Source organism: Flavobacterium aquidurense, assembly GCF_002217195.1.
GTDB lineage: Bacteria > Bacteroidota > Bacteroidia > Flavobacteriales > Flavobacteriaceae > Flavobacterium > Flavobacterium frigidimaris.
On record NZ_MUGR01000019.1, the window covers coordinates 107,843 to 133,437 of the forward strand.

The window sequence follows — 25,595 nt, forward strand, 5'->3', positions numbered from 1 at the left end:
AGGTATTTCTCTAGTGTGAGAAGTATTAAAAATTAGATAACTTTACAGTAAAGTTATTTTTAATGTGTTTGAGCATTTAGAAATACCAATCAAAAAACAAAAAAATGAAAGAGTTTTATAAGCAATTATTAGAAAACAATAAGGAGTGGGTTGAAAAATCATTAGCATTAGATCCTAATTATTTTGCGGATTTGGCTAAAGGACAAACTCCACCATTATTATGGATTGGATGTTCTGATAGTCGTGTTCCTGCAAATGAAATTATTGGTGCTAAACCGGGAGAAGTTTTTGTACACCGTAATATTGCCAATATGGTCGTGCACTCTGATATGAATATGCTGAGTGTCCTGGATTATGCAGTAAATGTTCTAAAAGTAAAACATGTTATCGTTTGCGGACATTACGGTTGTGGCGGTGTAAAAGCAGCTATGGGTAATATGTCTGTTGGAATTATCGATAACTGGATTCGTCACATTAAAGATGAATATCGTTTGCATGATAAATACTTAAACTCTATTGAAGATGAAACAGAGCGTTTTAATGCTTTTGTCGAAATCAATGCTAAAGAACAAGTGTATAACCTGGCTAAAACATCAATCGTACAAAGCGCCTGGAAAAATGGTCAGGATTTAATGCTTCACGGATGGGTTTACGGATTAAACTCAGGTTTTGTAACTGATTTGAATGTAAATATTGCTTCGAATGAAGAGTTAGATGATGTATATCAGCTAAGTAATCTATAAAAAATTAAAATCGCCTCAAAAGGGCGATTTTTTTTTTTAGAACTGTTTTATAAATTAAACAGGTTCTTATTCGTTTTCATCCAGATTTTCATTAAAAGCCGATGGTAATAAGGTTGGAATAAACTTGATCAGTATCGGTAATAATAAACTTCCGCCCGGCAGTAAAAATATAGTCAGTGACGGAATCGTTTTGCAAATATCTAAAAGTTGTTTTTTTACTTTCTTCTTTTCTTTGGCATCCAAATCCCTCGTTGTAGAATAAGCCAGGAGAATCATTAATTCTTTACTCTGAATAATTTCCTTCACCAGTCTGTTTTTGTTTCTTACAATCAGTTTTACAACGCTATGCGTCATTTGATCGTAAAAATGTTTTACAGGATTAGAGTAATTAAAATAAGGAATTTTCTTTTTATGAGTGGTAATAAAATTATTGGTTGTATCGATGCTTTTGGTTACAAAATCATCAGAAACGTTCATCATTGAACCCAGCGAATATAAAAAGTAAGATTCCTCGTTTTCGACTACACCATCACTCCATAAAGCCATTCCGGCCATGTCGATTAAATAATAGCGTTCGAGTTTGTTACTGAAATAATCAAGCTGTAAAGTTTCAAGCGTATCAACGGTAACTTTTGAAAACTTTGAATAGCGTATCGAAGCTTCAAAAAGTTTTATTAATAAGTCATCGTGCTGTGATTTGATCGTTTTGGTTTTTAAAGCCAAAGCTACAATACCAAGCACTGTTTCTTCGATTCGTTTCAGATACTTTTCAGGAATTGCACCATGTTCCAGATACTGTCTGAAAGCCAAAACATCGATAAACAAAAGGGCATTGGTTACTAAATGCGAAAAGTTTTTACTGATAATACTATCATTGGTCTGAACTCTTTGATCGATGATGTTTTCTAAAGATAGGGAGGGAGTATCTTTTGGAAGTAAAATCTTGAACAAATTAAATCCTTCAGGATTCATTTCGTTGTAAAATTTTAATACTTCAGCAATAAAAGTGGTCGGCTCAAAGGTTCTTCTTTCTAAACAAAAAACGCCGTATAAAGTATTTAATAAGGCGACTTTAGAAATTTCGGTTTTAAACCAGCCTTTTATAGGAACCGGAATTCGGGAATCAATAGTAATGATGTGACCATAGATAAAACCGGTTTCTCTGACTTTATAGTAAAACGAATCCGTAGTTTCAAAAGGAATTGCTTCTGAGAACTTTTGTTCACTAAAAAACTTGTCTATCCAACCTGATGCTGATGGGTTAATCATTAACTTTTATTTATAGCTGCAAAGCTATATCTTTTTCTTGTTTTAGGATATATTTTAAATGAAATAACCACTAGATTTTTGTGAAAAATAGTGGTTATTTGTGTTTTTATTTTATGATTCCTGCACAAGCTGCTCTTCCGCCGGCATTTCCGGTAGGCTGAGTCGTGAAATCATCAGTTCCCTGATGTACAATTAAACCTTTTCCAAGAATGTCTTTAGTTTCATCACCACATCCAATACACCATTCATCAGTAGTTAGTGTTATAGAACCATTACCTTTTGCATCAGCAGTGAAGTTTCCGATATCACCTTTGTGGTATTCTGCAACACCCCATTTTCCGTGTTTTTTGAAAGTTGGATTCCAGTGTCCGCCAGCAGAACTCCCGTCAGCAGCACTACAATCAGCTTTTTCGTGAATGTGTATGGCGTGAACTCCCGGTGTTAAACCAGTCATTTTTGCAACAAAAGTTACTTTACCATCTTTCTCTGTAAAAGTAGCAGTTCCGGCAACTGTACTATTGCTTTTTGGTTCCAGGGCTACAGTCAGCGTTTTGGCATCTCCTGATTTTGTATTGGTCTTACAACCAACAAATAAGGCTGTAATTATAGCGAAAGAAACGAGTATTTTTTTCATATGAGAGGCTTTTAAATTAATTATTAAGTAAATTTAACATAAAATCGCGACATTGATTGTTGAAGATAGTTAAAAAAATCTAAAACTATTAGTGGCAATTTAATATCACTTTAAGCAAAGAACCAGGAATTATTGCGTAATTTCGTATAACCTCAAATTTAAAAGCCTACTAAATACTGTTTATTATTTTCTAATTTAATATATAAAATTATGAGAAAGAATATTTTAGTTTTGCTTCTTTTAAGTGTGGTCTTAATTTCATGTAACGTTTCTAAAACTCAAAAAAACAATTCCGTTTCAAAACTTGACGGAACATGGGAACTTAATTATATCAGTGGTCCAAGAATTGCTTTTGATGGTTTATATCCAAACAAAAAACCAAGCATTACTTTTAATGTAAAAGAAAATCAGGTCTCAGGAAACAATAGCTGTAACTCTTTTACGGGGAAACTGAATGTTACCGAAAGCAAAATTGATTTTACACAAGGATTGGGCGTGACAAGAATGATGTGCATGGATGCGCAGCAAGGTGAACAGGTCTTTATGAGTACTTTGCAAAAAATTACTTCATACGATGTTACGGATAACGGAAAAACATTGAATTTTATTTCCGGAGATATTGCGATGATGCGGTTTACAAAAAAATAATAATTGCCCTTTATACTCTATTAAAGATATATTATGAAAACTAAATTATCACTTTTATTAGTATTAGTATGCTTTTTGGCAGCTCCGGTTTTTGCCCAGCAAAAAACGAAGAAAGAATTAAAGGCAGAAAGCGCCCTGAAAAAACAAAAAGAAATTGAAGCTTTGATTGATGCTAAAAACTTTGTTTTCGAAGCACAAAAAGTCAATCCGCAAGGAGGCAGGTTTATTATTCTGAATAACAATAGTTATTTTTTAAACTTCAATACAGAAAAAACAACTTGTGATTTACCCTTTTTCGGGCGTGCATTTAATGTTCCTTACGGAGGAGACGGAGGAATAAAATTTGAAGGTATTCCGGAAAATATAAAAGTGGAAAAAAAGAAGAAAAATTATACTTTCAGAGCTACTGTTAAAGGAAAAGATGATGTCTATGATTTGATTTTTACAATCTTTTTTGATGGAGGAGCGTCACTTTCCGTCAATAGTAATAACAGGGCATCAATTTCTTATGATGGAGAAATTGAAGCGCCTAAAGCTCTCACGGATAAAAAGTAAGGATTTTAGTTTTTTTTCAATACTGAGTCCTGTGGTGTAGGCTTTGTTATTGTGCTATAAATATTTGTCATTAAATTTAAAATTATTTTGCAGGAAAAATCACTATATTTGATTGTACATAAATCTTTTAGAAACAAATTAAATTTTAAACTATGAAAAAATTAAGTCTTATTCTTATTATGGCAATTGCCTCGTTTTCAGCTTATGCACAATCTTCGTTTAAGGAAGATGTAGATGTGCTGCAAAGTATTTATGGCAAATCGAAAAGTGATCTTGTAAAACAGTACATGAATTTGTCTGATACGCAATCTGCCGCTTTTACAAAAGTATATGATAATTACGAAACAGAGCGTAAAGCACTTGGTCAGACAAAATTTCAACTGATCAATGATTATGCTGCAAATTATGCAACATTAACAGATGAAAAAGCCGATGAACTGGCAAAAGGAACTTTAAAAAATCATTTGGCTTATGAAAAATTATACTCTAAGACCTATAATCAGGCTAAAAAAGCTGTAGGAGCGATCAATGCAGCTAAATTTCTTCAGCTGGAAGTATATCTGCAAACCATAATTCGCGCTGAGATTCTCGAATCAATTCCTTTTATTGGTGAATTAGATAAATCAAAAGTTTAATCGTCTTTCTCTATAAACAGAAAAACGGCCGTTACAAATTGTAGCGGCCGTTTTTTTATTGTTTTAAAATGATTTATTTAGCGGTTTTTACTTCGTAAATAGCATTTACCATTCCGTTACGGGGAGCGTCCAAAGGAAGTTCCCAAAACATGATTCCACCAAGTTTTTTCGCTTTAGCATATTCCGCTTTTGCTTTGATTGAAGTTAAATTATCTCCTGTAGCAAAAGTTTTTTCTTTCTCATTGTACCAGTAAGCAGCTTTTGCTTTGTCATCCCAGAAATATTTCCAGCCATTTGCTTCTGTAAAAGTATCTCCGAAACTTTTAAAAGGAACACCCTGAATGTGCTCTCCTGCCTGATACAAACCATTGTTTGTGTTGGCTACATTTTTCCATGTTCTGGTATAAAATGCCCCGCCGATAACCAATTTTTCAGCCGGAATTCCTTGTTTCAATAAAAATTCAACGGCTCTGTCTGTAGATTCCTCTTTAGGGTTGGTGCTGTACAATGGTGTGTGATGTCCTGTTACTGTAGAATATCCGTTTACTAAATCATAACTCATAATGTTGATGCGGTTTACTAACGGCGCTACGGTTTTCCAGTCGATAGATTCATCCAGATATTTCTGAAAACCTCCGGCTGCAAAACTCAATTCGTATTTTTTACCTAATGTAGCTCGTAGAATTTTGATTAATTCTGTAAAGTTTGGTTTGTCAGCAGCCTGGTATAAATGTCCAGGCAGTCCCTCAATTGCCGGATATTCCCAATCTAAATCTAAACCGTCAGCTTTAAAATAATCGCTCACTTCTTTTACTGATTTTGCAAAAGTCAATCTTCCTTCAGCAGTAGAAAATGCAGCAGAACAAGGCTCACAACCTCCCCAGCCACCAAGTGAAAGAATAATTTTAAGTTGCGGATTACTTGCTTTTAAAGAAACCAAATACTTAATAGTGGTCGAATCTTTAGGAGAATCTACGCTTAGTTTCCCGTCTTTCAGATGTAAAAAACTAAAGATAATCTGGTCTAATTTCTTTACTTCGTAATCGTTAATGAGTTTGTCATCGCCCGTGTAATACGCAATGATGTCGATCTTTTTGTTTTTTTGTGCAAATGTACTTGTGGTAAAGCTGCACAATAAAAGCAGGGCAATCAGGTTAATTTGTTTCATTGTATGTTTTTTAAAGTTTTTAGAATGCTAAATATAAAACTTTTCAGGTAAAATACTAATTAAATAGGCAAACAGTATTGAGCTCATTTGTTACGTTTCTTGTTTAAAAAATCAAGTTTATGGCGTTTAAATAGGTTTTTTTTTTCTTTTTGACTAAATTTACCATACATCTCTAAATATATTATCAAAGTTATTTTTATAATAAAAACAACTTCTTTATCTGAATCTAAGATTCAGAGCAACTTTTGATAATAAGTGACAAACAATTTTACTATGAATAAAACTAAAAGCTCAAGTCCCTTTCAAACCAATTTTACAAAATCAGTTGCATTACCCAGTTTAGCTATAATTATTGCAATATCATTATTTTGTGTTTTTTTTTCAAAGGATACAGAGCAGGCTCTTAATGTTGTAAAAGCAATAATTTTTAAAAATTTAAGCTGGCTTTATGTATTGTTAGTGACTGTTTTTGTGCTGTTTTTGATCACATTGGCCATTAGTAAATTCGGAAAGATCAAACTGGGTGCAGATGATTCTGAACCTGAATATTCTTTTTTTTCCTGGATAGCAATGCTTTTTGCTGCCGGAATGGGAATTGGTTTGATGTATTTTGGAGTAGGGGAAACCATGTCACATTACGCAACGCCGGCAAATGCTAATTTGGCAGAAAATTTGCGGGCTAAAGAAGCGCAATTGTATACTTTTTTCCATTGGGGTTTTCATGCATGGTCGATATATGGTGTAGTAGGGCTTTCACTAGCCTATTTTGCTTATCGACATAATTTGCCTCTTGCCATCCGAAGCGGATTTTACCCAATCTTAAAAAATAGAATTCACGGAATGTTTGGAAATATCGTAGATGTTTTTGGTTTGTGCAGTACTTTTTTCGGAATTGCGACGACACTTGGTTTTGGAGTTGTACAGTTAAGTGCCGGATTAGTAAGTCTTCATTTAATTCCGGAATCCAGTTTCGGTTATCAAATTATCATTGTTTTGGTAGTTATGATAATAGCTGTTCTTTCGGCCATTTCAGGTTTAGGAAAAGGAGTTAAGAAATTAAGTGAGCTGAATATTATTATGGCCGTTTTATTAATGTTGTTTATTTTGGTTTTCGGACCGACTATCTATATTTTAAGCACCTTTACAGAAGGTTTGGGCCATTATATCAGTCATTTTATTTCGCTTACTTTTAATACGTATGCTTATGAAAAAGGAAGCCAGGAATGGTTTTCGAAGTGGACAATTTTATATTGGGCATGGTGGATTTCATGGGCACCTTATGTTGGATTATTTATCGCTAAAATTTCTAAAGGAAGAACTATAAGAGAGTTTATTTTGGCAGTATTATTTATTCCCGCCTTTTTTAATTTTTTATGGATGACTGTTTTTGGAAGCAGTGCCGTATGGATTGATGAGCATATTGCGCATGGGGCTTTGAGCGAATTTGCTAAAAATCCCGATACCTTATTGTTTAATTTCTTTACTTATTTCCCTTTTACTACGTTTTTAAATGTTTTATCTATTCTTATAATTTGCGTGTTTTTTATCACATCAGCTGATTCCGGAATTTTTATAATGAATGGTATCGCATCAAAGGGAGCTGTAACTTCTCCAAAATGGCAAAGTATATTTTGGGGTGTTCTGTTGTCTCTATTGGCATTGAGTTTATTGCGCTCCGGTGGTTTGGCCTCTCTGCAGACGATGACATTGATTACTGCTTTGCCTTTTGGAATTATTATGGCACTTTTATGTTATAATTTGTGGAAAGCGTTGGTGGTAGACAGCGAATATAGTGCTAAAAAATATTCGCACGGAAGTCTGAACTGGAACAATAATAACTGGAAAGAACATTTAGAAAAGATTGTAACAGTTTCTAAAAAGAAAGACATTCATAAATTTTTGAATGAAACGGTAAAAAAAGCTTTTGAAGAATTAGTAGTAGAATTGGCTAAAAATAATATTGAGGCACATATAAATTCTTTCTCTTCGCCTCAACAAGCCATTGAGCTGGAAATAAAATACGATCAGTTACGAAACTTCAAATATGGTGTTATGGCTCAGAAACAAACGGTTTCAGAGACTTTACTGAACGAAAAAAACACTCCGGATATTGACTTAGAATTCGTTTTTGAACCTGTTACTTATTTTGGTGATCATCGTAAGGGATATGATATTCAATATTTGAGTAAAGACGGAATTATCTCAGATGTTCTGAGAGAGTACGAACGTTTTCTGAACCTAAGTTCTGAGGGAGATCACGATTTGATTATGAAACCTAATAGTTAATTATTAATTGTAAATGGTTAATTGTAAAGGTATAACTCTATGGGTGTTTTAAACCGTGTAAGTTATATAAGATAATGTAAGCAGGATGTTTTAGAAAGTTACGCAACTTATAATATCTGTAAGAAATATAAGTAGTATTCTTTAAGTGTAATATAAATTATATAATGACTTAATAAAAGATAAACAGCATTGTTTGAATGAGCTTATATAACTTATATGGTGAAAAAAGATAAAAAAAAATAAACCCGCACTGTTATGGATGAGTGCGGGTTTAAACAAATTAAAAGCTAAAAACTATTTTTATATTAGAAGCAGTATTCGTTTTCTGCAACTAATTTAGAGGTAATTGTTTCTCTTAATGCCACAACATTTGGCATGTTTGTATATTTTGTAAAACGACGTAATCCCATTAACATCATACGTTGTTCGTCTCCTTCAGCAAAAGAAATAATTCCTTCTTTTCCTTTTTGAGTTACAATATCTACTGCTTTGTACAAGTATAATTTTGCCATTGCAATTTGCTCTTGTACTTTATCTTCACCTTGATTTTTAGCTAATTTTTCAGTTCTGAGAATAGTACTTTCCGCCATATAGATTTCGATTAAGATATCAGAAGCAGCCATTAATAATTGTTGGTGAGCATCTAAATCCGGTCCGTATTTTTGAACTGCACTTCCTGCAACCATTAAGAAAACTTTTTTCAGATTGGCAACGATTCCTTTTTCTTCTGCAAATAATTCAGAAAAATCCGGAGTATCAAAAGATGGAATTCCCATTAATTCTTCAGAAACTTTCATTGCCGGTCCTAGTAAATCAACGTGACCTTTCATAGCCTTTTTGATTAACATTCCCACAGAAAGCATTCTGTTAATTTCGTTTGTTCCTTCATAAATACGGGCGATACGGGCATCTCTCCAGGCACTTTCCATTGGCGTGTCTTCTGAGAATCCCATTCCACCAAAGATTTGAATTCCTTCGTCAGCACAATTCTGGACATCTTCAGAAACTGCTACTTTTAAGATAGAACATTCGATAGCATATTCTTCAACACCTTTCAATTCAGCTTCCTGGTGACTTGTTCCTTCAGCTTCACGAGCGATAATTCTGTCTTCGATATCTTTTGCAGCACGGTAAGAAGCACTTTCACCGGCATAAGCACTAGTTGCCATTTCTGCTAGTTTATAACGAATAGCTCCAAAGCTTGAAATTGGTGTATTAAATTGGATTCTCTCATTAGCATATTTTATAGCTCCTGAAGTTACTCTGCGCTGAGCATCAAGACAGGCAGCAGCCAGTTTGATACGACCAACATTTAATGCGTTCATTGCAATTTTGAAACCGTTTCCTCTTTCAGACAACATGTTTTCAACAGGAACTTTAGTATCATTAAAGAAAACCTGACGTGTAGACGAAGCGCGGATTCCTAATTTATGCTCTTCTTCATTCATCGAAATTCCGTTATCAGCAGTATTTTCTACGATGAAACCAGTAATATTTTTATCATCTCCAATACGGGCAAAAACGATGAAAACGCTACAGAAACCTGCATTCGAAATCCACATTTTTTGACCTGTGATAGAGTAGTATTTTCCGTCTTCAGATAAAACAGCTTTCGTTTTTCCAGAGTTAGCATCAGATCCTGCACCTGGTTCTGTTAAGCAATAAGCTCCAAACCATTCGCCTGTAGCTAATTTAGGAACGTATTTTTTCTTTTGTTCTTCAGTACCGTACAGCGTAATTGGCATGGTTCCAATTCCGGTATGCGCACCAAAAGCAGTTGAGAAAGATCCCGTTGCACCAGAAATGTAATCGCAAACCAACATTGTAGATACGAATCCCATTCCTAATCCGCCATATTCTTCAGGAACTGCAACTCCAAGAAGTCCCAGTTCGCCTGCTTTACGCATGCTTTCCTCAGTAAATGCGTAATCTTTTTTCTCAAAACGATTTTTGTTAGGCCAAATTTCTTTGTCCACAAACTCCTTAACAGAGTCACGCATCATTAACTGCTCTTCCGAAAAATCTTCTGGTGTAAAGACATCTTCGCACTTTGTTTCTTTAACTAGGAATTGACCTCCTCTTGTTTTATCGCTCATATCAGCCCCCTAACCCCCAAAGGGGGAATTCCTACTAGGGGTAAGTAGGGTGTAAATTGTTAAACTATTTTTTTATTTGTTTTTATGCATTTATTAGTTCCCCCTTTGGGGGTTAGGGGGCTTACAATACCTCGTAAATCCCCGCAGAACCTTGCCCAGTTCCCACACACATCGAAACAATTCCGTATTTACTACCTCTGCGTTTCATCTCGTCAAATAACTGAACAGAAAGTTTAGCTCCTGTACATCCAAGAGGGTGACCTAAAGCGATAGCTCCACCGTTTACGTTTACGATATCAGGATTTAAACCTAGCTCGCGAATTACAGCCAAAGACTGAGAAGCAAAAGCCTCGTTTAATTCAACCAACTCAATATCTTTTAATTCTAAACCAGCTTGTTTTAAGGCTTTCGGAATAGCTTTTACAGGACCAATACCCATAATTCTTGGCTCAACGCCAGATGAAGCAAAATTTACTAATCTGGCAATTGGCTCAAGATTTAATTCTTTAACCATGTCCTCACTCATGATTAAAACAAAAGCAGCACCATCACTCATTTGTGATGAGTTACCCGCTGTTACGCTTCCGTCGGCAGCAAAAACTGGTTTCAATCCAGCCAAAGCAGCAACAGATGTTCCCGCTCTTGGACCTTCGTCTTGTTTTACAACGTATGATTTAGTTTCTTTTTTTCCATTTTCATTGATGAAAGTCTGGTCAACAGTAATCGGAACGATTTGTTTATCGAATTTCCCTTCAGCTTGCGCTTTCAAAGCTTTCATATGAGAGTTGTAAGCAAACTCATCTTGATCTTCTCTTGAGATTTTGTATTGGTTTGCAACCGCTTCCGCAGTTAAACCCATTCCCCAGTAATAATCTTCGTGACCTGCAGCGGCAACTTTATAATCCGGAGTTGGTTTGTAACCTCCCATCGGAATAAAACTCATACTTTCAGCTCCACCAGCGATAATACAATCTGCCATTCCTGATTGGATTTTAGCAGTTGCCATTCCGATAGTTTCTAATCCAGAAGCGCAATAGCGGTTAACAGTTACACCAGGAACGTCTTCTACTTTTAATCCCATTAACGAGATCAAACGTCCAACGTTAAGTCCTTGTTCTGCTTCCGGCATGGCATTTCCTACCATAACGTCATCAATACGTTTTTTGTCAAAATCAGGCAGTTCATCCATCATAAACTGAATAGTTTCTGCTGCTAATTCATCAGGTCTTTTAAATCTAAAAACCCCTTTTGGTGCTTTTCCTACCGCAGTACGGTAAGCTTTTACGATATATGCTGTTTTCATTTGTTTTTGTTTTTTTTAAGAGTATAGAAAATAGATCATAGAAAATAGACTTTTACTTTGTCTCAAAATCTATATTCTATTCTCTTTGTTCTATTTTTTAAGATTATAGAAGATAGAGTATAGAAAATAGACTTCGCAAAGTCTGAAATCTATATTCTATTCTCTTTGTTCTATTTTCTAATTACGAAGTGGTTTTCCTTTAGTTAACATATACTGAATTCTCTCTAAAGTCTTTCTCTCAGTACATAAACTCAGGAAAGCTTCACGTTCGATATCTAATAAATATTGTTCAGATACTAAAGTCGCTTCAGATAAATCACCACCAGCCATTACGTAAGCCAGTTTGTTAGCGATTTTTTTATCGTGCTCAGAAATGTATTTTCCAGCTTCCATTTGGTCAGTTCCAACTAAGAACATTCCTAATGCTTGTTTACCTAAAACCTTAACATCAGTTCTTCTGATAGGTTGTGTATAACCCGCTTCAGCCATTAATAACGCATGTTTCTTAGCTTCAGCAATCTGACGATCTTTGTTTACTACGATAACATCTTTTCCATGTTGAAGAAGTCCAGTGTCGAAAGCTTCGTAACCAGAAGTCGAAACTTTAGCCATAGCGATCGTTAAGAAATACTCCTGAAGAACGTTCAATTCCACATCATTTTTGCGGAATAAATCTGAAGCTCTCAAAGCCATTTCTTTAGATCCACCACCACCAGGAAGTACACCAACACCAAATTCAACTAATCCCATGTATGTTTCTGCAGCAGCAACCACTTTATCAGCATGTAAGCTCATTTCGCATCCACCACCAAAAGTCATTCCGTGAGGAGCTACTACAACCGGAATAGAAGAGTAGCGAACGCGCATCATTGTGTCCTGAAACATTTTGATTGCCATGTTCAATTCATCATATTCCTGCTCAACTGCCATCATGAAAATCATTCCGATATTAGCCCCAACAGAGAAATTCGCTGCCTGGTTACCAATAACTAAACCTTGATATTCTTTTTCAGATAAGTCGATTGCTTTATTGATAGCCTGAAGTACATCGCCACCAATAGTATTCATTTTAGATTGGAATTCTAAGTTCAAAATTCCATCTCCAAGATCCTGAATGATTGCACCACTATTACTCCAAACTTTTTTGCTTTCGCGGATGTTGTTTAGAATAATAAATGAATCTTGTCCAGGAACTTTAACTTGTGATTTTGTTGGAATATTATAGAAATAAGTTGCTCCTTCTTTAACAGAGTAGAAACTTTCGCTTCCGGAAGCCAACATTTCAGTAACCCATGCAGCAGGCTCTAAACCTTCTGCTTTCATGATTTCGATTCCGTTGGCAACACCAATAGCATCCCAAATTTCGAATGGACCGTTTTCCCATCCAAAACCGGCTTTCATCGCATCATCAATTTTGTATAATTCGTCTGAGATTTCAGGAATTCTGTTTGACACATAAGCAAACATTCCAGAGAAACTCTTACGGTAGAATTCACCTGCTTTGTCTTTTCCTTTTACTAAAACTTTAAAACGATTGATTGGTTTATCAATAGTTTTTGTCAGTTCAAGCGTAGCAAAATTTGCTTTTTTAGCAGCACGGTATTCTAATGTATCTAAGTCTAAAGACAAAATATCTTTATCTACTTTTTTATAAAACCCTTGACCCGTTTTGCTTCCTAACCATTTATTTTCCATCATTTTGTTGACGAAATCAGGAAGTTTAAACAATTCGTGCTGTTCGTCTGTTGGGCAGTTTTCATAAATACCGTTGGCAACGTGTACTAAAGTATCCAAACCAACAACGTCAACGGTACGGAAAGTAGCCGATTTTGGACGACCAATTACCGGACCAGTCAATTTATCAACTTCCTCAATCGTTAATCCCATTTCTTTTACCAAATGGAATAAACTCTGAATTCCGTAAATACCAATTCTGTTTCCAATAAACGCCGGAGTATCTTTAGCAACAACCGAAGTTTTTCCTAAAAATTTAGATCCGTATTCGTTTAAGAAATCCAATACTTCAGTAGAAGTTTTTGGACCAGGAATAATTTCAAATAATTTTAAGTAACGCGCAGGGTTAAAAAAGTGGGTTCCACAAAAGTGTTGTTGAAAATCTTCGCTTCTTCCTTCGCTCATAAAATGAATCGGAATACCAGAAGTGTTTGATGTAACCAAAGTTCCCGGTTTACGGAATTTTTCGATTTGTTCAAAAACTAGTTTTTTGATATCTAGACGTTCTACAACAACTTCGATAATCCATTCAACATTGGCAATTTTTGCCATATCATCAGTCGTATTTCCAGTTGTAATTCGGCTAGCAAATTTTTGACTGTAAATAGGAGAGGGTTTCGATTTTAATGAATTCGCCAAATGTTCGTTTACCACACGGTTGCGAACGGCTTTACTTTCAAGTGTTAATCCTTTTTTAGCTTCAGCTTCTGTCAGTTCACGAGGTACGATGTCAAGAAGTAAAACTTCAACACCAATATTAGCAAAATGACAAGCTATACCTGAACCCATAATTCCGGATCCAATTACAGCAACTTTTTTAATTGTGCGTTTCATAAGTCGTTAAAATTTGTTTTTGTTTTTTGAATTTGGGATAAACCTTTTCATTACTATGAATGAAGTGGTATTATTCATTTTCTATTTTTTCTGTTTGATTAAATATATTTTTGTCCTGAATCAATTCGTTGATAATTTCAGAAACTTCAATAAAATGCTTTAGTTTTTCATCCGAAACATGTTTTCTAACCGTTTCATTAAATTTCAGCACCGTATTTTTAGATAAATCTCTTTTTTCTTTTCCAAATTCCGTCAGGTAGATCAAAACACCGCGACCATCCGTTGGGTTTTTCTTTCGAACAATCAAACCTTTATCTTCCATCGATTTTAATGTTCTGGTCAGGCTCGTAGCTTCCATTCCCATTCTTGGACCTAAAGCAGTAGACGGAGTTCCTTCTTCTTTGTCAATACTCAAAAGTGCAAATCCGGTCGCCATTGTGGCATCGTATTTTGCAGCTTCTTCGTTGTACATTCTTGATACAGCTTGCCATGTAGCTCTCAAAATATAATCTATTGTTTTCTCTTTCATATGTAACTATATCGATTTCAAATATAATCAAAAAATACTATGCATGCATATTAATTTATGATAAATTTTTGGTTAGTAAAAAAATAACTCTGATTTAGAGTGGTTTATGGTTTAATTTTAATTGAAATATACTATTCTTTTTTGAAGTTTTAACAAATTTAATGCTGTAAAAATCGTTTTATGGTTTTAAATTAAGATTTAATTCTACATTTTATAAAAAATCATGCGTTTAATTTAGTCTTATCTTCAGTACTATAGCGCGAAATTGCCTTTTCGAGGATCTTTTTCATACGATTTCGTAGATTTTCAGGTTTGATCACTTCGATACCATCACCAAAACCTAACAGAATGCGTTCCATTTCATAGTTAGGAGTAAGGAATATATGAACAATAATACTTTGATCCTCATTTTGTTTAATCAGTCGCTGCGAAGAATGCAACGGTTTTGTCAAAACATAAGGGGCGTTTACTGGATCAATCCAAAGTTCAATTCGTCTGGGTTGTGATCCTGTATTAACCGTAACGCCAATTACATTTTTATAAAACAAATCGGCATCAAAATCTTCTTCTAAATAAGGAAGATTAAAATCGTAATCAATCGAAATAATTCGATCCAAAGCCAAATTGGCAATAGGCTGAGAACCTTTTTTCTTTCCTACCAAAAACCATCTGTTATTAAATTCCTTCAAAATAAAAGGATGAAAATGAAATTTATTTTCCTCTCTCGATTTAAAAGATTTATAGGTAATTACCAAGACAATCTTCTTGATAATAGCCTGATATACTTCATCCAGATAATGCAAACCTTTCAGTTTTTCATTTTTATCCAGATAAATAACGGGCTTCGTGTGCGATTTCTCGGCATAGATTTTATCTTCCAAACGCTGCAGAATGTCCGATACATCGCTAAACAAAGAGAAGTCTTTAAACTGTTTCAACATCGAAACGGTTTCGGTCAAAACATTCATATCTGTTTCCGTCAGCGGAATATCCGTGATCGAAAATTCTTCGTTTTCATATTTATAATATTTTTTATCATAAACAATAATTGGCGCATTATAACCCAGTTTTTCACTTCGCATCAACTGAATATCCATCTGAATCGTTCGTTTGCTAATTGGGTTCTCCCGACCTTCATATTCAAACAAAGCTTCAGAACAGCATTCTATTAAATCCTCCAGTGTCCATTGCCTATATTTATTTTGTAGACATTTGTCAATGGTTTTGTACCGTATTAAGGCATTTTTGTTTTGTGACATAGTTTCTTGATTTTTCTCACAGAACCGTAGAATTTTTTCACGCAGATTTAAATAGATTTAAGCAGATTTGAATTTAAAATATAATCTGCTTTATCTGCTTAAATCTTAAAAAATCTGCGTGAAACAAAAACTTTGCGACTTCGCTCCCGATAGCTATCGGGATTGCGAGATTATTTTTTGCTTTCTAAAATGCTTATCTCTTTTTCAATATTATTCCTTGCTTTCTCTTCATACAATTTCCTGAATTCCTCAGTCTGAAAAATAAACTCATTCTCCAGAAAATGTTTCAAAGCTTTAGCTCTTCCTGGTTTGTATAGAAAATCAGGATAAATACTATATTCTTTTCTAATCTGTTCAAAGTAAATTTGATAATCGTCCCAATCTCGGGCGAGAATCTTTAAATCAAAATCGATAAGCCAATTAATATCTTCAACTTCATTATGCTGATGTTGTTGTGTAGCACAAATGGCATCAAAAACCAATTGTTTATTTAGTGTTGTATTTTCAGGCAAAATAGCCAAAGCATATTCAGCACTTTTGAATTCGTTATCTTTTTTGGAAGCCGAATAAACAACATCATGATAAAAAATAGAAAATAATATTTCATTTGGATTATCAAGTTGATTATGATAGGTATCAAAACTCGCAATCATATCTTTTATATGTGTCAGATTATGATAATGTCTTGATTTTTTGGAATATGCCTTTTCTAAATCCATCCAGTTTTTCTGAATTTCATTTGCTGAAAAGCCAATATTTGAAAGTAATTCAGAATAAATTCGGTCTAAATTCATGTTGTTTTTTACTCAAATATAAAATTCTTTTTCTACTGCGCAAAATAATTGCGCAGTAGTTCTGAAATCTTTGTTCAGGAAATAAAACAAATAGTATTTCTTAAAAGGTAACAAAAATTTTACTACGCAGAATAATTGCGCAAGAGTTTAGAAATCTTTGTTCAGAAAATAAAAACAAACGTTCATACAAATAAAAAAGAATAAAACAGGTCAAGTTTGAGTTACTTCGAAAACACTTTCCAATGTACACACTTCTACCATTACCTTTTTATTCAATTTAAAATGAAGCAGTAGCTCAGCGGTTAGAGCAGGTAGTTTTGAAATTATCCTTCAAAGGTCAATCAAAACTTACTTCGTACACTTCTAATGTCCGGGTCGTGGGTTCGAATCCCACCTGTTTCACAATTAATGGTCAATTAAAACTTACTTCAGACAATTGGTAACTTTCGGTTCGAGTCCGAACAAGTTTTAAAATCATCATTAATAAAAAAGGAGGGTCAAGATGAACTTACTTCTCGGGGAAACCCATCAGATAAAACAGTTCATCAATTACACTCGAATTTCAGGTCAAGTGTTTCTTACTTCAAAATCTTTTAGGTAGAACTCAGAAACGCCATTATCTAAATTTTAAAAATTAAAAAAATGAAAACAACAGCATTATTAAAAATCAGTTTGCGTCAAAACGCTATTTTCATTCCATCAGAAATGATTGCGAATGATATTAAAAAATTATCAGGATCAACATCGGTTTTTGTGACCAATGTTTCAAAACTCGGATTTACGTTTTCCGAAGCTTTATTACACGCTTTAAATAATGTAAAACCGAATTATAAATTAGAAGTTTTAGAAGTTCTGAGAGAAGTTTTAGGAACAGATAAAAACTGGGCGCCTTTGGTTAAAGAATGGAATATTCCAACCGGAGAATCTGCCATAGATCACGTTGCGACTTTTTTTGCCAATTTTTTTCAAACAAAAAACGGAACAACTTTGCAATGCGGACATATTATCCCAAACAATACTTTTCCTTTAGAAAGATACAATGGTTGTCCGTTTTGCGGAACTCCGTTTGAATTTGTAAAAATCGAAAATTACGGACAAGGAAGCAAATTAAAAGTTTTGGATTTATGGTCAGAAAAGGAATTGGAAGATTTCTACAAATCATTATTGCAATCTAAAACCGCTTTAGATGCTACGCAGGCAGATAGTTTAAAAATGGCGTTGAAATACTTGCCATTACCAAAAGTAGATATCGCAATGAAGGAAACTTTGATGTTGGTAATCGATGTTTTAATTGAAGAAGGTAAAGCCGAAAATGCGTGTCAGTATTTTAAATCGCCAACAGATATCTTAAGATATTTATGGTTCAAGAATACAGGATTGTTGCAAATTATTGAGCCAAAAACCATCATCAAACGAATATCTAAAAACGCAACTCATTTTTATAATCCTTTAGATACAAGTGCGCAGGCGAAAGTTGCGTCTCAAAAAGATTTGAAACTTAAATATTCCAGAAAAGAATGTTTGATGGTTGCATCCTGGTTGAATAATCTTGATATGGATGTTGAAACAATGTGCGAAATGATGCACCCAAAAAGAGGAATGTGGGTTCGTTTTATCCGAGCGCTTCGTTTGGCGGAGTACAGCAAAAGAAAAGGTTTTGAAAAATTAGCTTTTTTAATGGATGTGTTTTACAATCAGGTATATGACGTTTGGCAAAGTAAAGTAAACTCTTCAAGATTAAAATTTGATGCCGATAAAACATTTGCATTATTAAAACAACGTCCGGGATTGTTTGCACGTTCGTTATTCTCGAATATGCTATGGTTTGGTGCAGACGAAACCGTTGCTCATTTCGAAGAAATTATAGATAAAGTTCCTGCCAGATTGGTATTTACTTTGAACATGTATGCTCAAAATTATTTTGATAAAAACATGCAAAGAAGCGTAAAACCTTTAGGCGGAACCAACAAACGAATTGCGCCAAACGGTTTATTGAAATTGTACGATGATGATCAATTAGAAGCGATGAAAAACCAGATCGAAGAATTGTGTGTTTTGGCCATGAAAAAACGATTTGCAGCAATTGCTAACAAAAACAAAACGATCTATATTGATCCGCAATTGTTTAATATGCCAGTTTCGATTGGGGATAGAAGCGAAAATGTTCAGGATTTACCGGTTGCTTTAATGGGAACACGTTTCCCGATTGCAGGAAACGAAGTGCGATTGTTCATGCAATGGGGTGCAGGTTTGCCAGCGCAACACCTGGATATGGATTTAAGCTGTCATATTGCGTATGAAGATAAAGCCGATATCTGTTCTTACCACCGATTGGAAACTGTTGGTTGTAAACATAGCGGTGATATCAGAAGTATTCCGGCTAAAATTGGAACCGCTGAATATATTAACATCAACATTGATGATTTGGCGAAAGCCAAAGCCAAATTTGTAACTTTTACCTGTAATGCGTTCAGCAACGGAAGTATCACGCCAAATCTTGTTGTGGGTTGGATGAACAGTAAACACCCGATGAAAATCTCTGAGAAAACCGGAGTGGCATACGACCCGTCTTGTGTAGATCATCAGGTTCGTGTAACGCAAAATGTTGCCAAAGGTTTGGTTTTCGGAGTGTTGGATGTAGCCAAAAGAGAAATTATTTGGTTAGAGATGACTTTTGGAGGACAAGTTGTTCAGGGTTTGGATTTTAAAGGAGTTCAGGCATTATTAGCAAAACTAAGCAGCAAATTGAATATTGGTAGCTTGTTGCAACTTAAAGCGGAAGCCCAGGGTTTAACAATCATCCAAGATCAAAATGCCGATGAGATTTACAATGCACAATGGGCGATAAATGCTGCGGCAGTTACGCAATTATTAATTGATTAAAAAAAGGGGCAAAGGTTCAGAGTTGCAAAGGGGCAAAGGTTTTTGTAGAGATGTATTGCTGTGCGTCTTGCAAAGTTTTTTATAAAAGTATTAAACGTACAGTTTGTCATTTCTCCTTGCGTCGAAATGACATAAAATGCGAAATCTGCGTAAAAACCTTTGTCCCTCTGAACCTTTGCAACTTTGTACCTTTAAAAAAAATACTACGCGAAATAAGTGCGCACTTGAATTTGAATCTTTGTTTAAAGATAAGAACTAATGAATACAACGCTTTTAAAGGAAATGATTTCAAAAAATTATGTGCGGGTAAACAAACATCCTGAACATGATTTATATATTTATAATTATACCCAAAATGCTCAATTTGAGAGAATTTGGAATGAGGTAACTTTAGCGTGCAGAGGTTTGATTTTAGATGAAAATTTTAATGTTGTGGCAAAACCTTTTCCTAAGTTTTTTAATTTAGGTGAAATGGAAAATCAAATTCTTCCTGAATCGACTTTTGAGGTTTACGATAAAATGGACGGTTCGATGGGGATTTTGTATTGGATCGATGAGGTTCCGTTTATGGCAAGCCGCGGTTCTTTTGCAAGTGATCAGTCAGATAAGGCGAATGAAATGCTGCACGGAAAATACAGAAATTCATGGCCGCTTTTGGATAAAAACAAAACCTATTTGTTTGAAATTATTTATCCTGAAAACCGAATTGTTTTAGATTACGGAGCAGCAGAAGAACTTGTTTTACTGGCCATTATCGATACACAATCCGGAGAGGAATTTCCGCTTGAAAATATTGGTTTTCCTGTAGTTGAAAAATACGACGGAATCAAAGATATTCTGACTTTGAAAGAAATGGATATCGATAATAAAGAAGGTTTTATCATTAAATATACGAACAACTTTCGGGTAAAAATTAAATTTGATGAATACCTTCGTTTACACCGAATCATCACTCAGGTTTCGAATTTGAATATCTGGGAATATTTGAAAACCAATCAATCAATGGAAGAAATTTTGGAACGTGTTCCGGATGAATTTTTTGAGTGGGTAAAACAAACCAAAAGAGATTTAGAAAATAAATATTCGGTAATAGAAGTTCAATGTAAGGCAGATTTTAAAGTTTTGGAATCACGCAAAGAAACTGCTTTGTATTTCATGACTTGTCAATATCCGGGAGTTTTGTTTGCAATGCTGAATAACAAAAATTATTCGGAGATTATTTGGAAAATGATTCGTCCCGCATTTGAAAAACCGTTTAATAGAGAAGAAGAATAAAATGAGAAAAGTAATTTTAATGAAAGGATTGCCGGGAAGCGGAAAATCGACTTTGGCAAAAAAGATAATTGCAGAAAACCCTGAGACCTATAAACGAATCAACAGAGACGATTTGCGCGCGATGTTTGATAACGGAAATACTAGTGATAAAAACGAAAAATTCGTTAAAAAAGTACGTGATTTATTAATAGTAAAAGCTCTTGAAGAGGGAAAAAGCATTGTGATTGATGATACAAATTTATCTGAAACAAATTTAAGACGCGTTTCTCAATTGGTTCAGGAATATAACACAAAATTCAATGAAAAGGTTGAAATTGAGGTTATGGAAGTTAATACAGATGTTGCGGTTTGTCTAGAACGAGATGCGTTGAGAGAAAAACCGGTTGGAGAAAAAGTAATCAGAAAAATGCACAGACAATTTTTTAAAGATTCTCCGGAATACTGCGCTCAAAACCCAAATCTGCCAAAAGCTATTATCTGCGACCTTGACGGAACGCTGGCTTTAATGAACGGAAGGAATCCTTTTGATGCCAGTAAATGTGATGAAGATGAAATCAATAATCCGGTGGCGAATGTGTTGCGAAATTACAAGAAATTGGGATATGAAATATTGCTGGTTTCGGGAAGAGAAGACCGATACAAAGAACCAACATTGCGATTCCTGGAAAAACACGAAATCGAATACGACAACCTGATCATGCGTAAAACCAAAGACAGCCGAAAAGATTCGATCATAAAAACCGAAATCTATAATGAGTTTATCAAAGATAAATACTTTGTAGAATTCGTTCTGGACGACAGAAACCAAGTTGTCGACACTTGGAGAAACGATCTGAAATTACCTTGCTTCCAGGTGTATTACGGGGATTTCTAGAAGAGAGGTTCAAAGGTGCAGAGGAACAAAGGGACAAAGGCAAAAACTTCGCGACTTCGCTCCCGATAGCTATCGGGATTGCGAGATTAAAACCAGACAAAGAGAATAAAAAACTTTGCGTCCTAGCGCCTTAGTGGCAAAAAAAAAACAGGCATGGAACTAGTAAACAAAGACTTCGAAATACTCACAGATTACATTCTGACCTTTCATTTTTATAAATACCTCAATATCGATCTAATCGAAGACTGGGCAATCGAATTGATCAATTCAGGTTATGAGAGTGAAGCGATTTATAACTTGGCTTGTTTCTATAAACCAATTGATTCTGATGAAGTTCAGCCTTATCTCGAAGCCGTTCTCTCGGAATTGAATCTAACGGCAAAAAACAAAGAGGAATCTCAAAAAAGTCATATAAGATATTTTCTAAATAAAGTAGCGAAACATGACGATGTGAGAGGTAACCTGAAAAGAATGCTGCATCTCTATTGCGACTTTGATGTAGACAAAGACATAATCGATCTCTCTGTTCTTGATGATGCTTGGGATGATTTGATAGCAGGCCAAGTCAATTGGTATTATAAAGATGTTAGTCTGGATACTATCGAACAAGAAGTTATAGTAATGGCCCAAAAATGGCTTTATGAAAATTGATAGAGAAGGTTCAAAGGTTCAGAGTTGCAAAGGGACAAAGGTTTATCCTCATTTTATATTAGAAATGACAACTTTGTGTAAAAAACTTTGCGACTCTGCTCCCGATGGCTATCGGGATTGCGCGATTAAAAATACAAACCAAACAAAAACTTAGCGTCTTAGCGCCTTAGTGGCAAAATAAAAAAATAATAAACGTTCCAAAGAGGAAAAAAGACTTAGAATCTTAGCCTCTCAGAATCTTAGAAACTTAAAAAAAATATGAATACATACATAGACATAGGAATTAATTTAACCAATAAACAATTCCAAAACGACATAGACGATGTCGTACAAAACGCTTTAGATGCCGACGTATCGCAAATGATACTCACCGGAACAAGCGTAAGAAACAGTGAAGAATCCTCTAGAATAGCAAAAGAATATCCCGGAATATTATATGCTACAGCCGGAATTCACCCGCATGATGCGAAGAGTTTTGATGTGCAGAGTATTTCGAAACTGCGAAATTTACTAAAACAGAAACACGTAGTTTCGGTAGGCGAGTGCGGACTCGATTTTGATCGTGACTTTTCGCCCAGAAATGTTCAGGAAACGTGTTACAAAGCGCAATTAGAATTGGCGATTGAAGTTCAGAAACCTTTGTTTTTGCATGAAAGAGCCGCTTTTACAAAGTTTATGGACATTGCAAAAGACTATTTGCCACAATTGCCAAAAGCCGTTGTACATTGTTTTACCGGAACTTTGCCCGAAGCCAAAACCTATCTCGATAACGGATTTTATCTCGGTTTTACCGGAGCAATTTCAGACAGTAAACGTTTTGATCATTTAAAAGAAGTGATTCAGTACGTTCCGCTGGACCGAATGATGATCGAAACCGATGCGCCATTCATGCTGCCGAAAAACGTACCCAATAATCTCCTGAAAAAACACTACGAACGCCGTTGCGAACCTGCTTTTCTGCCTTTTGTTGCAGCAACTGTGGCGCAGTTTAAAGGAGTTTCGGGGATTGTTGTTGCGGAGGAAACTGCGAGGAATGCGAAGAACTTTTTTGGGATTTAGATTAAAACTTTTATTTACTTTTTGTTAACCATAGATTTGCAAATTTATTTTGCCGGTTTGTGGTTTTTTATTTGTTAATTAGGCTTCAATAATTTTTAAAATTCAATTGAGATGAGTGTAGCTACCGAAGGTGTTAAAGGTTGCGAATATAAGTATAAAGTAACTGTCTTATTTGCACTTTTACATTGTAATGATTTTAATTCAGAACTATATGTTGAGAAGATTGGAAGTGAAGATATTACTTTTGTCGATGAAAATCAAAATTGTATTGAGATACAAATTAAGAGAGAAAGAAGTAATATTGGTTTTACAAAGATTCTTGAATGGTTGTCTCATTTTCAAGAAAGAAGCAGTAGTAATAATTTATTATTAAGAGTTAAAGATAAAAAAACAAAATGTTTATTTGTCACTCGTTCAAGATGTAGTGACGAAGCTTTAATATTTTTAAAAGAGTTTCCTTTAATTGATTCAAATAGTAATAATATTTCAGGACAAGATATTTTGAAATTTAAAAATGAATTAAAAGGAGTGAAATTTAAGGATACTAAATTAGATATCAAGAGAAAAGCTTTTTGCGATGAATTATCAAATAAATTAAATAAATCTGACATCGAAGTATTAATAAAAAACACTTTGATTTGGGAGCAAATAGTAGAAGAAAAGGTAGATGATGAGATTTTAAATTGTTTAAACAAAAAAATTTCAATACCACAATCACTTTCAGAGGATCTGTACTTGAAATTACTTGAAATTGTAAAAAAAGGTAGAGATTCAAAAAAAGATATTATTCCGACTTTAAAGAACTTAATTTTCAAATCAAAAATAAATAGATATACCATTACTGAAAATTTTATATCTCGAAAAGAAGAAGTTGAATGTTTTGAGATTTTAAATAATTCAAATTTGTTATTATTAACTGGAATATCACAATGCGGTAAAACAGAATTAGCTAAAAAAATAGCAAATGATTTTATAGATATAGGATACAATTAGGTATCGGTTTCGAGCGAATTTTTCCAAATTGAAAACTTTTTTAATCAGAATAGGGAAGAAGATAAAATTTTAATTTTTGAAGATCCTTTTGGTCACTTAAAACCAAAGAGTGAATCAAATGATATCAAAAACAAAATAATCGATTTATCAAAAAAATTATCATTAAACCATAAATTAATTATTACCAGTAAAATTGAGATTTTAGACGAGGCTTTTTCTGAAAAAATACATGAAAATATAATTAATTTAACAGAAGACGATAATAAATTAATATTGAATTTTTGGGTAAAATTTTCAGACGCTCAAAAAGTTGATAAACTAATAGTAGAAAAAGTTAGTGATTATATTAGAAAAGAAACAGAGCATAAAATTCAAGTAGGTCAGTTACACTATTTGTCAAGATATGATTCAGATAAATTAAATTCTAAATCGTTAACTGAATTAATAAGTATTGCTCGACATAATGCTAATGATATTTCAAATAATTTATTAAAAGATAATTTTGAACAGTCAAAAATTTTGGGCATTATGTCAATATGTTGTAATAACAATATTGGAGTTAATATTGAGGATTTAGGTTTTATTTTATCAGATGATGATAATCAGTATTCAATATTTAAAAAAACTAAGTTTTATGAAGTTCTTAACGATGAGACTAAATTTCCTAAATATGCTAAAACCAACAAAATTAAAAAAAGATTTAAAGAAAGTATAGCATATTTTGAAGAAAGAGGTTTTTTAAAATATGATAATAATAAGTATTATTTTTCTCATCCTAATTACTATGAAGTAGGGAAAAACTTGTTTTTTAGAAAGAGTTTTGAAGAACAGAAATTAAATATAGAATATTTAAAAAAATCAATTATTTGTATTAATCCAACCTCCTCTTTATTTTCGTGTAAGCAGTTGGTATTAGTTTATAATAGAATAAATTTAAACTTTAGACAGAATATTAAAGAATTAATGTTTTTGTCAAATAGATCAATTTTTCCAGCAGTTGAAGATTTCTCATCAATTAATTTAATTAGTATAATTGATGATATTGACAATGATAATGAAAAAGAAAAAATCATTAATATTATTAACCGTGGAAATACTGATTCAAGTTCAATAAGATGGCATAATAAAGAGATTCCATTTCTTTGCAAAGGAGATAACGCAGAACATTATTTTGGAGATAAAATATCTGAGATAGAAATAGAAGAAATTGAAAGTAAAATTTTAAATAATGTCGATGTAAAGCTGTATGACGTTTGGCGCTTTGTTAATTATTATAAATTAGTTGCTTACAGTCGAATTTATAATAAGTTTAATGCTAATTTAATTAATTCACTTCTATACCATGAAGAAGTATTTATACGAAAACATGTTGC

Annotated in this window: 21 protein-coding genes and 1 tRNA gene; 13 read left to right on the top strand and 9 right to left on the bottom strand. The window is 33.9% G+C overall.

The features are described from left to right. The first annotated feature begins 104 nt into the window (after nucleotides 1-104). Complete coding sequence (gene can / locus B0A67_RS10515; protein ID WP_072962688.1) at nucleotides 105-743, top strand: carbonate dehydratase; 639 nt, start codon at nucleotides 105-107, stop codon at nucleotides 741-743. 66 nt (nucleotides 744-809) lie between these two features. Here the strand turns inward: can and B0A67_RS10520 are convergent, their stop codons facing one another. Both B0A67_RS10520 and B0A67_RS10525 read right to left on the bottom strand, forming a co-directional pair. Next, nucleotides 810-2,012, bottom strand: a complete 1,203-nt coding sequence (locus B0A67_RS10520) for an LETM1-related biofilm-associated protein (RefSeq protein ID WP_072962692.1) — start codon at nucleotides 2,010-2,012, stop codon at nucleotides 810-812. Nucleotides 2,013-2,118: 106 nt separating this feature from the next. After that, nucleotides 2,119-2,646, bottom strand: coding sequence for a superoxide dismutase family protein (locus B0A67_RS10525; RefSeq protein WP_072962695.1), 528 nt, complete (start codon nucleotides 2,644-2,646; stop codon nucleotides 2,119-2,121). A gap of 210 nt (nucleotides 2,647-2,856) precedes the next feature. On the opposite strand from B0A67_RS10525, the gene B0A67_RS10530 reads away from it, so the two are divergent. From B0A67_RS10530 to B0A67_RS10540, 3 genes are all read left to right on the top strand, one after another. Next, complete coding sequence (locus tag B0A67_RS10530) at nucleotides 2,857-3,294, top strand: META domain-containing protein (RefSeq protein ID WP_072962697.1); 438 nt, start codon at nucleotides 2,857-2,859, stop codon at nucleotides 3,292-3,294. Between the two features lie 33 nt (nucleotides 3,295-3,327). Continuing rightward, on the top strand, nucleotides 3,328-3,849 hold the full coding sequence (locus tag B0A67_RS10535; RefSeq protein WP_072962700.1) for a DUF4251 domain-containing protein: 522 nt from the start codon (nucleotides 3,328-3,330) through the stop codon (nucleotides 3,847-3,849). 152 nt (nucleotides 3,850-4,001) lie between these two features. Next, nucleotides 4,002-4,484, top strand: a complete 483-nt coding sequence (locus B0A67_RS10540) for a hypothetical protein (RefSeq protein ID WP_072962703.1) — start codon at nucleotides 4,002-4,004, stop codon at nucleotides 4,482-4,484. A gap of 73 nt (nucleotides 4,485-4,557) precedes the next feature. Here B0A67_RS10540 and B0A67_RS10545 read toward each other — a convergent pair whose 3' ends face one another. Beyond that, entirely contained in the window at nucleotides 4,558-5,652 is a 1,095-nt protein-coding gene (locus B0A67_RS10545) for a glycoside hydrolase family 18 protein (RefSeq protein WP_072962706.1), read from the bottom strand. A gap of 273 nt (nucleotides 5,653-5,925) precedes the next feature. On the opposite strand from B0A67_RS10545, the gene B0A67_RS10550 reads away from it, so the two are divergent. Then, entirely contained in the window at nucleotides 5,926-7,938 is a 2,013-nt protein-coding gene (locus B0A67_RS10550; RefSeq protein ID WP_072962708.1) for a BCCT family transporter, read from the top strand. Nucleotides 7,939-8,243: 305 nt separating this feature from the next. Here the strand turns inward: B0A67_RS10550 and B0A67_RS10555 are convergent, their stop codons facing one another. The 6 genes from B0A67_RS10555 to B0A67_RS10580 form a co-directional block, all read right to left on the bottom strand. Continuing rightward, nucleotides 8,244-10,034 carry an acyl-CoA dehydrogenase family protein gene (locus tag B0A67_RS10555; RefSeq protein WP_072962712.1) on the bottom strand — a complete coding sequence of 597 codons (1,791 nt, stop codon included), beginning with the start codon at nucleotides 10,032-10,034 and terminating at the stop codon, nucleotides 8,244-8,246. Nucleotides 10,035-10,155: 121 nt separating this feature from the next. Continuing rightward, on the bottom strand, nucleotides 10,156-11,337 hold the full coding sequence (locus tag B0A67_RS10560) for a thiolase family protein (RefSeq protein ID WP_072962715.1): 1,182 nt from the start codon (nucleotides 11,335-11,337) through the stop codon (nucleotides 10,156-10,158). 177 nt (nucleotides 11,338-11,514) lie between these two features. After that, entirely contained in the window at nucleotides 11,515-13,905 is a 2,391-nt protein-coding gene (locus B0A67_RS10565; protein WP_072962718.1) for a 3-hydroxyacyl-CoA dehydrogenase/enoyl-CoA hydratase family protein, read from the bottom strand. A gap of 70 nt (nucleotides 13,906-13,975) precedes the next feature. Next, a complete protein-coding gene (locus B0A67_RS10570; protein ID WP_065450541.1) occupies nucleotides 13,976-14,434 on the bottom strand; it encodes a MarR family winged helix-turn-helix transcriptional regulator in 459 nt (152 codons plus the stop codon). Between the two features lie 221 nt (nucleotides 14,435-14,655). Then, nucleotides 14,656-15,693, bottom strand: coding sequence for a helix-turn-helix transcriptional regulator (locus B0A67_RS10575; protein ID WP_072962722.1), 1,038 nt, complete (start codon nucleotides 15,691-15,693; stop codon nucleotides 14,656-14,658). A gap of 170 nt (nucleotides 15,694-15,863) precedes the next feature. After that, nucleotides 15,864-16,487 carry an HD domain-containing protein gene (locus tag B0A67_RS10580; RefSeq protein WP_072962725.1) on the bottom strand — a complete coding sequence of 208 codons (624 nt, stop codon included), beginning with the start codon at nucleotides 16,485-16,487 and terminating at the stop codon, nucleotides 15,864-15,866. Between the two features lie 284 nt (nucleotides 16,488-16,771). On the opposite strand from B0A67_RS10580, the gene B0A67_RS24970 reads away from it, so the two are divergent. The 8 genes from B0A67_RS24970 to B0A67_RS10615 all read left to right on the top strand — a co-directional run. Continuing rightward, nucleotides 16,772-16,889 (top strand) — tRNA-OTHER (locus B0A67_RS24970). Nucleotides 16,890-17,129: 240 nt separating this feature from the next. Continuing rightward, a complete protein-coding gene (locus B0A67_RS10585; RefSeq protein WP_072962727.1) occupies nucleotides 17,130-19,370 on the top strand; it encodes a hypothetical protein in 2,241 nt (746 codons plus the stop codon). Between the two features lie 258 nt (nucleotides 19,371-19,628). Beyond that, a complete protein-coding gene (locus B0A67_RS10590; RefSeq protein ID WP_072962729.1) occupies nucleotides 19,629-20,645 on the top strand; it encodes an RNA ligase in 1,017 nt (338 codons plus the stop codon). A 1-nt stretch (nucleotide 20,646) separates the two neighbouring features. After that, nucleotides 20,647-21,519, top strand: a complete 873-nt coding sequence (locus B0A67_RS10595; RefSeq protein WP_072962732.1) for a phosphatase domain-containing protein — start codon at nucleotides 20,647-20,649, stop codon at nucleotides 21,517-21,519. Between the two features lie 153 nt (nucleotides 21,520-21,672). Beyond that, entirely contained in the window at nucleotides 21,673-22,170 is a 498-nt protein-coding gene (locus B0A67_RS10600; RefSeq protein WP_072962735.1) for a hypothetical protein, read from the top strand. Between the two features lie 258 nt (nucleotides 22,171-22,428). Next, nucleotides 22,429-23,229 (top strand): TatD family hydrolase, encoded by an 801-nt coding sequence (locus B0A67_RS10605; RefSeq protein ID WP_072962739.1) that lies wholly within the window; start codon nucleotides 22,429-22,431, stop codon nucleotides 23,227-23,229. Nucleotides 23,230-23,340: 111 nt separating this feature from the next. Further along, complete coding sequence (locus tag B0A67_RS10610) at nucleotides 23,341-24,222, top strand: hypothetical protein (RefSeq protein ID WP_072962742.1); 882 nt, start codon at nucleotides 23,341-23,343, stop codon at nucleotides 24,220-24,222. A gap of 273 nt (nucleotides 24,223-24,495) precedes the next feature. After that, nucleotides 24,496-25,595, top strand: a 1,100-nt coding sequence (locus B0A67_RS10615) for a hypothetical protein (protein WP_207557327.1), incomplete at its 3' end; no start/stop codon positions are given.